This is a genomic window from Pseudalkalibacillus salsuginis (genome assembly GCF_021646685.1).
GTDB lineage: Bacteria > Bacillota > Bacilli > Bacillales > Fictibacillaceae > Pseudalkalibacillus > Pseudalkalibacillus salsuginis.
The window spans coordinates 457,855-472,426 of the sequence record NZ_JAKJHW010000002.1 but is presented as its reverse complement, the minus strand read 5'-3'; the positions used below and the strand labels follow the sequence as shown (position 1 = coordinate 472,426).

The 14,572-nt window shown below is 38.3% G+C and carries 13 protein-coding genes and 1 pseudogene; 6 read left to right on the top strand and 8 right to left on the bottom strand.

Annotated elements, in window-relative coordinates; all coding sequences use genetic code 11:
• Positions 1 to 73: 73 nt before the first annotated feature.
• Both L1611_RS07390 and L1611_RS07385 read right to left on the bottom strand, forming a co-directional pair.
• Positions 74 to 349, bottom strand: a complete 276-nt coding sequence (locus L1611_RS07390; RefSeq protein WP_236312449.1) for a DUF4411 family protein — start codon at positions 347 to 349, stop codon at positions 74 to 76.
• Complete coding sequence (locus tag L1611_RS07385) at positions 306 to 1,133, bottom strand: AraC family transcriptional regulator (RefSeq protein ID WP_236312448.1); 828 nt, start codon at positions 1,131 to 1,133, stop codon at positions 306 to 308. The genes L1611_RS07390 and L1611_RS07385 overlap by 44 nt, the downstream gene beginning before the upstream one ends.
• A 134-nt stretch (positions 1,134 to 1,267) precedes the next feature.
• Between L1611_RS07385 and L1611_RS07380 the strand changes: the two genes are divergently transcribed.
• Both L1611_RS07380 and L1611_RS07375 read left to right on the top strand, forming a co-directional pair.
• Positions 1,268 to 2,497: an MFS transporter gene (locus tag L1611_RS07380; RefSeq protein WP_236312447.1), complete on the top strand. Its 1,230-nt coding sequence runs from the start codon at positions 1,268 to 1,270 to the stop codon at positions 2,495 to 2,497.
• Positions 2,498 to 2,692: 195 nt separating this feature from the next.
• Entirely contained in the window at positions 2,693 to 3,253 is a 561-nt protein-coding gene (locus L1611_RS07375) for a YybS family protein (protein ID WP_236312446.1), read from the top strand.
• An 80-nt stretch (positions 3,254 to 3,333) separates the two neighbouring features.
• Here the strand turns inward: L1611_RS07375 and L1611_RS07370 are convergent, their stop codons facing one another.
• Entirely contained in the window at positions 3,334 to 4,746 is a 1,413-nt protein-coding gene (locus L1611_RS07370) for a PQQ-dependent sugar dehydrogenase (RefSeq protein WP_236312445.1), read from the bottom strand.
• Positions 4,747 to 4,936: 190 nt separating this feature from the next.
• Between L1611_RS07370 and L1611_RS07365 the strand changes: the two are divergent.
• Positions 4,937 to 5,332: pseudogene (locus L1611_RS07365) on the top strand (histidine phosphatase family protein); the annotation flags it as partial.
• A 961-nt stretch (positions 5,333 to 6,293) separates the two neighbouring features.
• Here L1611_RS07365 and L1611_RS07360 read toward each other — a convergent pair.
• From L1611_RS07360 to L1611_RS07340, 5 genes are all read right to left on the bottom strand, one after another.
• Positions 6,294 to 7,856, bottom strand: a complete 1,563-nt coding sequence (locus L1611_RS07360; protein ID WP_236312444.1) for a peptide chain release factor 3 — start codon at positions 7,854 to 7,856, stop codon at positions 6,294 to 6,296.
• Between the two features lie 24 nt (positions 7,857 to 7,880).
• Positions 7,881 to 9,542 carry a ribonuclease J1 gene (rnjA, locus tag L1611_RS07355; protein ID WP_236312443.1) on the bottom strand — a complete coding sequence of 554 codons (1,662 nt, stop codon included), beginning with the start codon at positions 9,540 to 9,542 and terminating at the stop codon, positions 7,881 to 7,883.
• 195 nt (positions 9,543 to 9,737) lie between these two features.
• Entirely contained in the window at positions 9,738 to 10,010 is a 273-nt protein-coding gene (locus tag L1611_RS07350; RefSeq protein ID WP_236312442.1) for a hypothetical protein, read from the bottom strand.
• 88 nt (positions 10,011 to 10,098) lie between these two features.
• A complete protein-coding gene (locus tag L1611_RS07345; RefSeq protein ID WP_236312441.1) occupies positions 10,099 to 10,716 on the bottom strand; it encodes a class I SAM-dependent methyltransferase in 618 nt (205 codons plus the stop codon).
• Positions 10,717 to 10,733: 17 nt separating this feature from the next.
• Positions 10,734 to 10,925, bottom strand: a complete 192-nt coding sequence (locus tag L1611_RS07340; RefSeq protein ID WP_236312440.1) for a helix-turn-helix domain-containing protein — start codon at positions 10,923 to 10,925, stop codon at positions 10,734 to 10,736.
• A gap of 184 nt (positions 10,926 to 11,109) precedes the next feature.
• Here L1611_RS07340 and L1611_RS07335 point away from each other — a divergent pair, with 184 nt between their 5' ends.
• The 3 genes from L1611_RS07335 (at position 11,110) to L1611_RS07325 (ending at position 14,156) form a co-directional block, all read left to right on the top strand.
• Positions 11,110 to 11,280, top strand: coding sequence for a hypothetical protein (locus L1611_RS07335; protein ID WP_236312439.1), 171 nt, complete (start codon positions 11,110 to 11,112; stop codon positions 11,278 to 11,280).
• A gap of 465 nt (positions 11,281 to 11,745) precedes the next feature.
• On the top strand, positions 11,746 to 12,711 hold the full coding sequence (locus L1611_RS07330) for an NAD-dependent epimerase/dehydratase family protein (protein WP_236312438.1): 966 nt from the start codon (positions 11,746 to 11,748) through the stop codon (positions 12,709 to 12,711).
• Positions 12,712 to 12,815: 104 nt separating this feature from the next.
• Entirely contained in the window at positions 12,816 to 14,156 is a 1,341-nt protein-coding gene (locus L1611_RS07325) for an NAD(P)/FAD-dependent oxidoreductase (RefSeq protein ID WP_236312852.1), read from the top strand.
• The last annotated feature ends 416 nt before the right edge of the window (positions 14,157 to 14,572 follow it).

Genomic DNA, 14,572 nt, shown 5'->3' with positions numbered 1-14,572 from the left:
GTAAGAAGAAAAAGCTACCTTTGGCAGCTTTATATCAAGGGTTTTTGTATATATAATAAACAAAAATATTGTATTATAATTTTACATCCAATTGCCTTAACATATCAAAAGTATTTACGTAAGGCACCCCGAATTCCTTGCAAGCAACGGGAATTAATATACGATTCCTCTTTTCCCGTTTATACGCTTCATGAGTAACTAATGTACCTCCACGTGCTTTTGCATAAGCAATTTGCCATGCATCAGCATTTGAAGCAAATTCACTTTTTGCTTCAGGCAAAAAATACCAAATAGGACTCTCTTTTTTATCGGATTCCGTTAAGCCTTCGGAACATTTCGGGCGTGACACCTTCCGTCTTCTTGAACAATTTCCCGAAGTAACCAGGCGTCTCGAAACCGACTTGATGGGCAATTTCAGCGATTCGGGCATCCCACTTCGTAAGGAGCAATTCCTTGCTTTTATTGATCCGGAATAGATTAAGATATTCAATCGGGCGAATATTCATGATTTGGCGGAACAACAGGCACAGGTGCTTAACAGAAACGCCTAAGGTGTCGGCCAATTGTTCCAGCATAATTCTCCTGGTGTAATGTTGTTCGATATAGTCGAAAACCGGTTGAAGTCGTTTGAAGTTTTTTTCGATGGAAGGTCGCCGTACGGCGATGCATTTCATGATGTCGATCATGAGCATATACACGAGTTTGGAACATTCCAAGCCAGCCAGCGATTTCTGTGAAAGAGCCAGAGTAAGGGCGGCTTGCATGTGGCGGGTTATCAACTCGCCGCTAGTTATCCTGTACGTGCCTGTGGAGGTAAACCCGGCCAGACGGACCAGCGTCTCGGCCTGTTCTCCGGCAAAGTTTAACCAATACAGCTCCCATGGCTCCTTCACTGCCCGATATTCATGAGGATCATCCGGATAGAGGAACATCCCAGTGCCAGGCTTCACCTGATAACGGTGATTACCAGCTATAAATTCGCCTTCCCCGTCGATGCAATATAGAAACTGGTACAACGGATATCCATCCGGCCGAGAGACGGGTTCCTGATTGTCCCAGTGACCCACCCCGACCATATACACGGGCAATTTCATCACTATATCGGTCTGCATCAGAAACGAAAATCGTTGCACCATCCATCCCCCTTTTTATCAAAATGCGAAAATCGTTATATAAATACGAAAATCGGTTTCTGTTAACTGCGAGTCATCCGCTATATAATTTACTATATTACCAATTACCTCATTTTTCAAGAAGGAGCAGTCAAATGAGAAATTTGTTATGGATAGGATCCTTATCCTATTTGCTGATCGGGTTGGCGCATGTGGTTATGGGAGCGGTATTGGAAGAGTTGCTGCAGTATTTTCAAAGAGATTACAGTGACGGAGGACTGTTGATCTTCGCCCAATTCTCCGGTTTCTTGATCGGCGTTCTGACGACGCCTTGGTGGTCGAAACAGCTGGGTCGAAGGGGCATGATCTTGTTGGCATTCGGCGCCTTAACCCTTGGGCAATCCGTCTACAGCTTCCTGCCTTCATGGGAATGGATGATTGTGACCGCTCCGCTCGCGGGGTTCGGATTCGGTATGGTCGAGGCGGCGATTGGAGCTTTGGTCATTGGGTTCGTTCATAAAAACAAGGCCGTCGCCATGAGCCGGTTGGAGGTATTCTTTGGCATCGGGGCGTGCGTGATGCCGGTGTTAGGCAGCGTGCTGATTATGATGGGCTTGTGGAAAATATCGTTTCCTATCTTGGCCGCAATGTCCCTGGGAATGCTTATTCTCTGGTCGTTTATTTCTTTTGGATCGATGGATGCCGTGCTTACCAAACAGGATTCAAGCGAAGAGAAAGGAGCTGCTTCCGGAACTGACATTCAAGGAGAAGAGGCGCCTTCCCTCAACGGGCGCAGAGGATTGCCGTTGTTATTCATCATGGTGGTGTTTTTTTTCCTCTATGTCGGGATTGAGATGAGTCTGGTCCATTTCCTTCCATCGATCCTTATCGAGCATTCGGGTACAAGTAGCGCGCTTGGGACGCTGGGTGTTTCATTTTTCTGGATTGCGATGGTAATCGGGCGTTTGTTCGCCGGACATTTATCGGAAAAATGGGGATATGGACGTTATCTGCTGATGAACGGCTTCGGATCGCTGCTTGTTATGGCTATCATTCCGCTCATCACCGGGCTTGCCGCAAGCTATTCGCTCATCTTATTGCTCGGCCTTCTGATGGCGGGGCTGTTCGCGATCGGACTGATCTTTACGAATCAGATTCTTCCCGGAACCGCAGAACGCACCACGAGTTTGCTGATCGCAGCTGGTGGGCTCGGCGGAGCATTACTGCCGCTGTTAACAGGTAAAGTGATGGATCAATATAAATCCGTCATTTCCATGTGGACGCTCATTGGTCTGATGGCGCTCATGATGGCCATGCTGGTCATCGTCATAAGGCTTAGTGACAGTGTTCTTGTTGTAGACCGCAAAGTAAATGTGGAGAAATAAAAAAATACTCCTTATTTTTTTATTTCTCCGAGATTTCATCGGTTGATCGCCCTATATAAGAACATTGAGATATTCCTGCTAAGGATACTCATTACACAGGATATTGAAGTTTTGATTTTTAATATTAGTTCACCTCTAATAAATGGTAAATATAATGTATGGTAACGTATAAATCATTTAGAATGAGGTGGAAAGGTGTATTTTTTAAAACCTATTTCTGATGAGGTTCGTTTATCTCAATTAATATTCAATAGGCATAATAAAACGATGAAGCTTATTTTAGGGTCTATTTTTGCTTGTATTGCTGCTATTCTACAGGCTGCTGGTGGCTATTTACCAGGTATAGGATATTTTTTAAGTCCGCTTGCCACTGCACCTATTCTGTTATGTTCTATGTTTTCCATTCCATTTGGAGTAATGTCCTATTTTCTGACAATTATGTTGTTGTTCATCCTACAGCCAACTGAACTAATTGTATTTCCTTTTACAACAGGATTGTTAGGACTTGGCATAGGGGCATCTTTTCACTTTTTTAGGAAGAGATTAAGTATTATTGCTACTGGTACAATTCTTTTAATGTTAGGAATTATAAGTCTACTATTTATTTTTCACTTTCCAGTTTTAGGTCCAGCCGTCTCTGATTCCTTTTCATTTCTTACAACTGGAAGTATCTTTTTATTTGCTTTCCTATATAGCTGGTTATGGGTTGAAATGGCATTAATCATTTTTAAAAGAGTAAAAATGATTATACATTAGTGATACTCCAAATTATCCCAGTAATAGTAACTACACCCATTTTGATGGTTTAAAGTTTCATAGAATTTTATAGTTATGATTCATGGAACTATTTCAAAAACAGTGCCTTGGTTAAAATCAGTCACTTTCATAGAGCCATAAACCCCTAAGTATAATCTGGTTTGATTCAGATTCGTTCCCAAACTAACATAATAGGCTGATTGAGATCCAAAATCATAATCGATATGAATCATATCAAAATCATTTTGTTTACCATCTGGTCTTACGCAGGTATAAGCTAAAGCCCCTCTAACGTGAGGTTGAGATTCTTTCCGGGCAAGATCGGTAAACACAACCCTCCCTGTTAAACGAGGGATTCCTTTCCCCATATATGGCTGGACTCCAGTAAGTGCAGTTCCTCCAAACTTGCCGGGTCTGGGATCTTTATGAAAATAACTAGTTAAAGGCAGAAGACGACTCCCTGAAAGTGTTACTGCTTCATTGTAATAAGCAATTGTTTTCTCATCCAAAGTCGGATTTTTAGTACAGCGTCTTATAGTTGAAGTTGGAAAAGAACCTTCCCACCCTCGCCATCCAAAGTTAATAAATCCTTCTTGGTCAGGTTCAGAATTCATAAAAGAAGCTTGAATAAGCTGAGTAACCGGAATTGGTTTATAATGAACGAATGAAAAAATCGACTCGACCAAATCCTGTCCGACATTTCCCGAATATTTAATATACTGATTATAAAACCTTTGAAATGAAATGCCTGGTATATTGCGAACCCCTTTTGCCATTACCGTGAGCATTTCCTGAATACTTATGGGAAGTTCATTAAAACGTGTGACAATGGGTGGAGTATTGATGTATGTATTCTTACTTACATCAATTTCAATTATTTTACCAGCGATTTCTAGATCGTCCTGGCTTAAGTTAAATGGATCATAGCCTGACCCACCATCACCGGTGGTTAAAACAAGTTTTCCTGTTTCAGGTGAAAAGTTTAAACTGTTGACACCATTATGATTTGAAAATGGTCTTCTTAAGTTAAGTAGTGTCCGTAGTTTTTGAGGATGACCACTTGATTGTAAGATCCATTCTTCTACTGTATCAATATGGTCATATTGTGTTTCTCTATTTACCCATCTTAGGTTTAAGGTTCCAGGATCACATGGGTCAGGTTTAAAACCTTTAGGATATGCACCTGGACCTTGTGTTCCAGCTACTGAATAATGAAGATAAAACAGACCGTTATAATAAAAGTCGGGATGAAACGCCAGCCCTAGCAATCCCCGTTCATCATATCCACCACTAGAAACACCTAGTTTTATGATTCGCGGGCGTATATCTAAAAAAGTCCTGATAACTCCGTTTTCTATGTAAAAGATCTCTCCTATTTGGGTTGCAATAAATAATCTTTCAATTGAATTACCTGGAAGTATAGTTGTTTTCAAAACAGTGGGTAAATTTATCTTACTTACAATTGGCCGTAAACCAACTTTAACTTTTTCCACTAACTTGACCTCCTCCCTATTGTTTTCTTTTATAAGAATATGATTAGAGCTGTTCTATAAGTACCAAATTCGGACTGGGAATCTGACCAGGCAATATAGAATGATAAATGCTTAACAACAATCTTGGGCTTTAATATATAAAGTTGTTGCTCTAGAACTCTATTTGACATTTATAAACTATCAGGGGATATTAGCTAAACAAATAGGGCAAGAGGTTTTAGTATTTGAAGACCTTAAGGAGAGGATTTTTGCTGCTGAAGTTAAGAGAATATCTGATAAGAATTATCCCCTTTACTAAAAAAATCATTTTCTGATCCAAACTTCTCGTTAATGGGAGGAGAATCTAATGCTGATTGACAGAGAAGACCTATCAAAGTCTTAAAAGAGTAATTAACTACCTATCTAGGAAAGAAGGTAGTATTAGGTACTCCCGGAGCTGTTATGACTTTGATAATGGGATATTATGACACTAAGTGTGATTTGGATTTTTTACTACAAACCTAAACCAGATATATACAGAATGGAATTCAATGGGCAGCAATTGGTAGAGGTTAAAAGATTGTGGCAAGTTAAGATAAAACAATAAACAAAAAAGCTAAACAAACAGGATTTCATCCATTCATTTTATAAAAAACATGACAAAATTAAAAACTTTTAAGAAAGAGGGCTTTACAGTAATAAAGTGAGAAAGGTAGTAGTTGTTCTTATGATGAGGAATAGCCTTCATCAGGAGAAAATCAAACTACAAAGCATATATGGATCACAGATAGTTTATATTCATCATATAGGTAGTACCTTGGAGGATTAGAAGAAATGTACTTAAACTAAAGATCAGGTTAATTCATGAAGGAATAATACCTTTTATTTGGATGGTTGGATTTCAACAACTTTTCAAGTAGTTGTTTTTCCTCCATTGAATGAACTCCTTCAACCACAATCATCAAAACTTTGCAATTAAGACTAATCACGAAAGAAACAAGATTCGGAAGATATTCTACCTTGCAACATTTATCTTTTGCATAGATATAAACAGTACTTGAGTGCTTTTGGCAAAACTTATAAAGGTCTAATATATGTACTAGTCGTAAATGTTGAGACGACACATTAAAAGAAAAAAAGTTTTTCATCGGAAATCCCCCTTGTGACTGATTTGTACTACCCTTAGTTTCTCATAGGATAACCGTTTTTTGTACCATGGGATTTTGTCGTATATAGACTTTTTTTGTTTTTTAGTAAACACTCTCTATTGGTTTCAAGTCGGACCAAAGTAATGTTTCTTTTTTCAAATCTTCTGTTGTTTAGAAAATTTTGAAATGAGTTTAGGGGAGTTAGAGGAATTTAGAAGAGTATCATCTTTAATTAACCGAAATATTCAATAAAAGTTTATCAAAAATACATAGTGAAAAAATTTAATATTGAAAAGTGGCGGAGATGCACAATCACGCTTCATGATATATGCGATGCGGGAAGTGCAGCTCTCCAATTCGTAAATGGTTATATAGGGTAACATTTCAATTATAAAAAGCATCAAAGAATTTAAGGACTGATCAATATATCTCTATGTCAGGATTTTTATCCTTAAACCATCTTAGGGAAAAATCATTTTCGAAAATGATAACTGGATTTCCTACCTGGTCATGAACAAGGTAGTTCTGGTTATCTATCTTTATGTTTTTATCTTCCGACACCCAACGAGCACAGGAGTGGGGAAGAGGTTGTATATCCAGATCCACACCGTACTCTGTTTTCAGGCGATGTTCAAACACTTCAAACTGGAGGACACCTACAACCCCCAGAATGGTTTCTTCCATTTTATCTGTTTTGTAAACCTGTACAGCACCTTCTTCTGCCAACTGAGAAACACCTTTATAAAAATGTTTTTGTTTCATCGCATTCTTTGCACGAACCTTGGCAAAATGCTCTGGAGGGAAATGAGGCAGCTTCCCGAAAGAAAACGTATTTTTTGTACCGCAAAGTGTATCTCCGATTTGATATAGTCCAGGATCATATAAACCGACGATATCTCCGGGGAAGGCTTCATCAATATTCCCTCTGGATGCCGCGAAAAATTGTTGTCCCTGTGCTAACTTGACAGATTTGGCCGTACGATCATTCCATGCTTCCATACCCTTGATAAACTTTCCTGAGCATACCCTCATGAATGCGATCCGATCACGGTGTGCAGGGTTCATGTTCGCTTGAATTTTAAAAACGAACCCGGAAAAGTCTCGATTACTGGGGTGAATAAATCCATTATTGCTATCACGTCCCTGGGGTTCGGGTGCAAGTTCTAAAAAATGTTCCATAAAGGAAGGAATTCCGAAAGAGGAGATGGCACTCCCAAAGAAAACAGGTGTTTGTTTTCCTTGCTTGATTGCTTGTAAATCCATAGAATCTCCTGCTTCATTTAACAGTGTTATGGTCTCCTGTAGTTCAAGGAGTTGCTCAGGTTCAATCAAGTCTTTTAAAATATCTTCGTTCCAATTTCCCTTATCTAATTGATAGGATTGGTGTTCCTTCTGTTCATTATATAAATGGACTTTTTCTACAACACGGTCATAAACACCCTGAAAAGAATGTCCCATCCCAATCGGCCAGTTCATTGGAAAGGATTGAATCCCAAGAACCTCCTCGATTTCTTCAAGCAATTCGAAAGGCTCCCGGCCCTGTCGATCCATTTTATTGATGAACGTAAAAATGGGTATTCCACGATCACTGCAAACTTTAAATAATTTCTTCGTTTGAGCTTCCACACCTTTTGCAGCATCAATGATCATAACGACACTATCAACTGCCATCAATGTACGGTACGTGTCTTCACTGAAATCCTGATGACCAGGAGTATCCAAAATGTTGATTTTGTTATCCTGGTAGGTAAACTGCATGACACTTGATGTAATTGAGATTCCACGCTGTTTCTCCATTTCCATCCAATCGGAGGTCGCATACTTGTCGGACTTTTTAGATTTAACCGTCCCTGCAGAACGGATTGCCCCACTTAAGAATAGGATCTTTTCAGTCAATGTCGTCTTCCCTGCATCAGGATGGGAAATGATCGCGAATGTTTTTCTTTTGTTGATCTCTTCTTCTAGTTGTGATGATTTCCTCATAATAAATACCTTTCTATCAATAATTTAAACTTCCATGATAATGGGGAGTATGATTGGGCTCCGCTTGGTTTCTTCAAAGAAATAAGAGGTGAGTAGATCTGAAATTTTCTTTTTAAGATCAGACCATTTTGTTATACCATCTGAGAGCATCATTCTGACTTCCTTTTCAATAAGCCGTTCAGCTTCACTTAACAACTCACCTGATTCTTTCATGTAAACAAATCCTCGCGAAACAAGAGCAGGTCCGGAAAGCAACTCCCCATTTTTGGAATCAATCGTAATGGTGACTATGACTGTACCATATAACGAGAGGAGCCTTCGATCCCTAAGAACAATATTTCCAATATCCCCAATCCCTGTTCCATCTACATAGACTGGATTTGCAGGAAAGGACCCTGTAACTTGACCGCCATCCTTATCTAATTCAAGAATCTCTCCATTATCTAAAACAAAGGTTTTTTCAGGTTCCACACCACAATCAACAGCCAGCTTCACATGATTGACGAGCATCCGATATTCGCCATGAATCGGTACGAAATACTCCGGTTTTAACAAACGGATCATCAATTTCTGTTCATCCTGGGTACCATGTCCCGATGTATGGATGTCACTCATTTTACTATGTATGACATTCGCACCGATCCGTTCCAATTGATCAATCAACTTATATATTTTAGTTGCATTCCCTGGAATAGGTGATGAGGAGAAAATAACTGTATCGCCGGGTATCACTTGGATCTGCCGATGCAGCCCTTTGGCAATCCTTCCTAGAGCAGCCATTGGCTCTCCTTGGCTTCCAGTACACAATATGGTAATCTTCCGAGCAGGATATTTATTTAATTCATGCCCAGCAATAAAGGTATCATCGGGTGCTTGAATGTATCCTAACTCACGGCCGATTCTAATTGACCTCTCCATACTTCTTCCAAACACCGCTACTCTACGACCGAAAGCAATTGAAGCTTCAATTGCCTGTTGTAATCGGTATATATTCGAGGCGAAGGTTGCAAAAATAATCCTGCCTTCAATTTGATTAACAATGTCAAACAAAGTCTCTCTTACGGCTGATTCTGATAAAGAGAAACCAGGTATTTCGCTATTCGTGCTATCTGACATTAAACAGAAGACACCTTCATTACCGATTTCAGCAATTTTTCCAATGTCATAATCTCCGCCCCTAGGTGTCAGATCGAATTTGAAATCGCCTGTTTGTACGATATTTCCATAGGGTGTGGATACACATACAGCAAAAGAATCAGGAATGCTATGGCTTGTTTTTAAAAATCGCACGGAAAAATTTTTGAATTCAATCCTTGAATCCTCATCAACAGGTTTTAATATAGCATTTCGGAGCAGATGATGTTCTTCAAGTTTCGATTTTATAAATCCAATCGATAAGTTCCCCCCGTATATAGGTACATTCAATCGCTTCAAAAGGAAGGGGATGGAGCCGATATGATCCTCATGCCCATGGGTGATGAATAACCCTTTGATAAGGTCTTTATTTTTTTCCAGGAATGTGAAATCAGGAATGACATAGTCGATTCCCCGTAGTTCTTCGTCTGGAAACTTAATTCCGCAGTCAACCAAAATGATTTCATTTTCGTATTGTATTCCATACATATTTTTACCGACTTCACCAAGACCGCCTAAAGCGAATATTTTGATAGGTGGGGTAGTTTTCATGGGATACCTCCATCTTTTTATTTTCGTTTACGGTGTGACTTCTTCTTTTTCTTCAATAGCTTATATTGATATGTTCTTTCAATCAAACGACCTGTCCCCTTACATAGGGAACACCTGTCTATTCGCCCGAAAAACCACTTTCGTTTTATTTTACCGACACCATTACATTTTTTACATATAACCCATATTGCCACTTCACATAAACTCCTTGTCTTTTTCTTCGTTGTCGATATTTATATCAGAAATTTTTATATTTTGATCAGATAAAAACTTTAAGATTTCCCAATTTGAAAAGAATTCGTTTAACAGATTCTTATAATGGATGGGATTTTCAATCAAATCCTTATCAAATGTCTTCAAAACCCAGTTTGAATCCTTAACCATTAACAATGTATACAGACGGCCGTGAGTAACAAAGGCAAACCGGATTTCATTTTTATGAAATTTCTTTATTATTATATTCTCCACACCAATACACCTTCTTTCAGACATTCTTTTTGAAGGCAGCCGTATCAGGGCAGCCATGTGTGTTGATCTATTATTCAAAGTGGCATGATTATTTTTTACATACTGCAACACCAAGAGCATACTTCACACCTTGCCTCGGTGGTTCAATCGTCACACCACGTTGGTGATAGGTCTCCAAGTTGGAAAAGGGATAGGGGGTAAAAAGATTTTCAAACTCTTCGGGGGTCAACTGGAAATAATGAAAAGGGGAGCCGCAAGGTTCATTTCGACCTTGACCAAATGGAGTAGACAAAACCAGCATTCCCCCTGGATTCAATAAATGAAATAAGTTGTTGACAAATTCTTGTTCGTTAGGTATGTGTTCGATCGTTTCAAAACTAAGTATTGTATCAAACGTTCCAATTTCTTGTTTCAGATTTGGGTTTAAGGCATCCGCCACATGGTATTGGACGAATGGATGATTGTAACGCTTTGATGCATATTCAATTGCATCCACCGCATTATCCACTGCTATAAGCTCTGATATCGTTTTTTTCTTGGATTTTGCGACAAAATGACTTCCATACCCAGAGCCACAAGCCATATCTAAAACCCTTCCGCTGACATAAGGAAGGGAGAAGTAATATCGTGCAATGTGTTCCAGATAAAGTCCGTTTGTCGGCTTCATTTCATCAGGTATAATTCGCTCGCCGGTATTTTCTAACACTTGTGTCACCGCTTCGATTAGATTTTTTCATTGTTCTTCATTTTTTCGATGAAAATTGAGAGATCTTCTTTTTTTACTCGCCAATGGCGACCGATTTTAAAGCCAGGAATTTTATGTTCCTGGACGAGTTTATATGTTGTTATTTCGCTAATTTGTAAATATTCGGAGACTTGGGAAACCGTCATGATTTCCGGGTACTTATCTTCCATTTTGTCCGCTCCTCTACCTAAGGCTAAATTAATTATATCAAATTTCAGATATACATAAAAGGAATAATAGATATTTAATTATAAATGGTTATAAATGAATTACTCAAATTACACCGATAGGTACAAAACTAAGACTATCTTTGTTAAAATATAATACAGATGGAAAGGTAGGAGAGAATTTATAATGGATAACATTGAAAACTATTTAACTGGTGAGGAATACATCCGGTTCATCCACTTAGAGGAAATGTTAAATGATGAGATAGACCTGGATATTTTAAAAAGAGCACAGGCTGAGTGGATGGTTCTTATCGAAGAAGCAAATGTAAGAAAACAAAAAGATGAAATACATTGAAACGTTCAGTTTGATTTTCAGCTTTGATAGGAGGTATATGTGTTGGGAACAGAACTACATCCTGATTATCAAAAAGAGAAGGATCGGATCAAATTTTAGGTGTCACCGAACAGAATAAAGATCAATATAAAGGGAACATAAAAGATGCCTTTGTAGAGCTTGATTGGGTGGATAGCAGTTTAAGCTACATCAATATACTGACGAATACAAAATTCCTGGAGGTGAATGAACGGGATTACCGTCATCTAAAACGAATCGAAAAGAAACCATACTTTGCACGGAGTGATTTTCAACTGGCTGATGAACCGAAAAGCGATACATTTTACATTGGAAAGACATCACTTTTCCAAAAGAATACCAACGAGTCGATTAAAAAAGCTCTCTTTACTTACTTCAGAATATGGGATTGTTTATTGAGCTATTTTACTACCAATCAAAAAATAGAGTTTCATAGGAGTTGAATATATGGAAAGGATATTAGTTACTGGTGGTTCAGAATTTGTGAGTAGGGCGATTGCAATTCATTTAATATCTAAAGGTTATGTAGTTGATATTTTAACCAGAGGACGGCGGGATATTGATTATAAAGGGATAAACATACATCACATTTGTAATCGAAAAGATAAACACGGACTTTTTAATACTCTAAATGAAATTGATTATGATTATGATTATGTATTTGATATAACCGCATATACCGAAGAGGATGTTCGTATTTTAACGTCTGTAATAAATCGAAAATCACTCAAAGGATATATTTTTTGTAGCTCAGGTGCAGTTTATTTGCCTACGAATTTGAGTGTTTCTGAAATTTCGGAAACGGGGTATAACCCGAGTTGGGGAAACTATGGGGAAGATAAGAAAAAAGCAGAAGAATACCTGATCCGTTTATACAGAAAAGAATCTTTTCCAATTATAATCTTTCGACCTCCTTACATTTATGGGGAAGGAAATAATCTTTACAGAGAAGCATTTTTATTTGAGCGAATACAATGCGGCAAACCAATCCCATATCCAGAGGATGTTAACACCTCCGTTCAATTTGTTTATATAAATGATTTAGTGGAAGTCTTTTCTAGTACAATTGAAACCAATGAAGCAATCGGACAAATATTCAATGTAGCCTACCCTGAAAAAGTATCTTGGCAAGATTACTTGAAAGTGGCAATGTCAGTAATGGATAAAGAAGTTCCTATGGTGCCTATATCTGTAAATGAAATGGAACAAATGAAAGTTTCTCCGAGAGACTTTTTCCCTTTTCGTAACGATACATTTTTAATGTCAACTGAAAAAATTGAAAATTCTGGGCTTCATACTCCTAGTATAAACCTTTCATCAGGAATATTAAGATCTTATCAATGGTATAAAAGACAAAAAAACCTTCCTCTGTACCTTAAGTTGACAAAAGTTGATTATGTTTCAAAAATGTAATGTAAGAAAATTAGTCCTTTATTCAATTAAAGGGACTATAGTCGATAAAATCCTATTATGATCGAGAGATATCGAATACTTGCAAGAAGATTGGGGGAAACATCATATTGGAGAAAGTAATAGTTATCGGAGGAAGCATCGCTGGGAAACTAGCTGCTAAAGCTCTGTCACATATATGTCGACAAGTAATTATCCTGGAAGCCGGTCAAAGATGGGAAGAAAAAGCCCCTAGGAAGAAAGTGCCACAAAGCTACCATCCTCATGTCTTATTAAAAGGAGGAGAAAAAGCAATTGAGAAATTGTTTCCACACTTCCTTGATCAATTAATAGAAGACGGGAGTATTGTAAATAACTTTACAAGAGATTTGAAGTGGCATCATTTTGGGTTCTGGAAACCACAGTTTCCTGGAGAATTAGTCATGGTTCAACAAAGCCGCCCTATGTTAGAGTGGCATTTACAACACCGTATTGATCAAGTTTCTAATATTGAAACCAAGTACGAAGCAAAGGTCGAGCAACCACTATTCGATCATCAGCGTAATAAAATATCCGGAGTACGAGTACGTTCCCTGAAGACAGGAAGAGAAGAAGAACTTCTTGCAGATATGGTTGTTGATGCTAGCGGGTTTGGTTCAAAGAGTGTTGAATGGCTAAAACAATATGGTGTAGAGGTTAAGGAAGAAAAGGTGTGGATTCAACTTTTTTATGCCACCAGATTCTTCCGTCTGAAAAATCAGGACCGTCCAGACTGGTGTAATCTTCTGATTTCCCCCAGTTTCCCTGAAAACCCTTACGGTGCATTTATTCAAACGATTGAAGAGAATCGTTTCTCTGTTACCTTTAGTGGTTACGCCAATGAACGGGCACCAAAAACAAACGAGGAATTTTTCGCTTATGCACAAAAGTTACCCGTCCCTGATGTGCTTCATTTTCTAGAACAAGTGGAGCCCATTTCAGAGATAAAAATACATAAGATTCCTTATCAGGTACGTCGACGTTTTGACCTTGCGGATGTCCCGGAAGGTTTCCTTGTGGTTGGAGACGCTCACTGCCGCTTTGATCCGGTATTTGGGCAAGGGATATCTGTCGCTGCTATGGAAGCCGAAGAGTTACAGAGTTATTTTAAATATTGTACGTATCCTGATAAAGGGTTCACCAAAACATTCCACAAGAGAATTTCTAATTTGATTGCAACGCCATGGGAGATGGCAATTACAGAGGCATTTCGCCGCCCCGATATTAATGGTGACAGACCCCTCATACAGCCGTTTAAACAGTGGTATAGTAAAAAAGTATATCAGCTTTCAGCTTTTGATCCGGAAGTTTATCTAAGATTAGTTAGAGTAATGAATTTAACCCGGCCTCCCTTGCACCTTTTCCACCCTAAAGTAGGGTTTGCAATATTGAGCAATCAGAAGAAAAGGTTAAGAGTTGATTTAAAATAAAGTCTGATAGTTCGATAATTTATAATAAAGTTTGATTAAAATTCCTGTATTGATATGCAGGAATTTTTTGTTATGGAATCGGGCCATATTCTGGAAACGAAGCTCTAAGTTATTCGATTTAAGGTTAGTGGATGTCTTTTATAAGTACAGTAAAAAAGAATACTAACTAAGAATGGTGATTTTCCATATGAAAGACTATTAGATTGATTTTCGGACTATTGACTATCGGGATTATCTTAGGTATTACCTATATTTTTAACATTGATTGACTCTATGAAGGAGATCCCGGTCGTAACCTTTTATCCTACCAATAGTATTAATAGGAGGATGGGGTGGTAGGTATTTTTACAAAGTAATTAAAAAAGAAAAAGATGAAGAATATCCTTAAACCGTTTCCTTCTTAAATAAACGAAGAC

Coding starts and splice junctions, on each gene's coding strand:
- L1611_RS07380 (WP_236312447.1), top strand. CDS start 1,268: ATGAGAAATTTGTTATGGATAGGATCCTTATCCTATTTGCTGATCGGG.
- L1611_RS07360 (WP_236312444.1), bottom strand. CDS start 7,856: ATGAGGAAATCATCACAACTAGAAGAAGAGATCAACAAAAGAAAAACA.
- rnjA (WP_236312443.1), bottom strand. CDS start 9,542: ATGAAAACTACCCCACCTATCAAAATATTCGCTTTAGGCGGTCTTGGT.
- L1611_RS07340 (WP_236312440.1), bottom strand. CDS start 10,925: ATGGAAGATAAGTACCCGGAAATCATGACGGTTTCCCAAGTCTCCGAA.
- L1611_RS07335 (WP_236312439.1), top strand. CDS start 11,110: ATGGATAACATTGAAAACTATTTAACTGGTGAGGAATACATCCGGTTC.
- L1611_RS07330 (WP_236312438.1), top strand. CDS start 11,746: ATGGAAAGGATATTAGTTACTGGTGGTTCAGAATTTGTGAGTAGGGCG.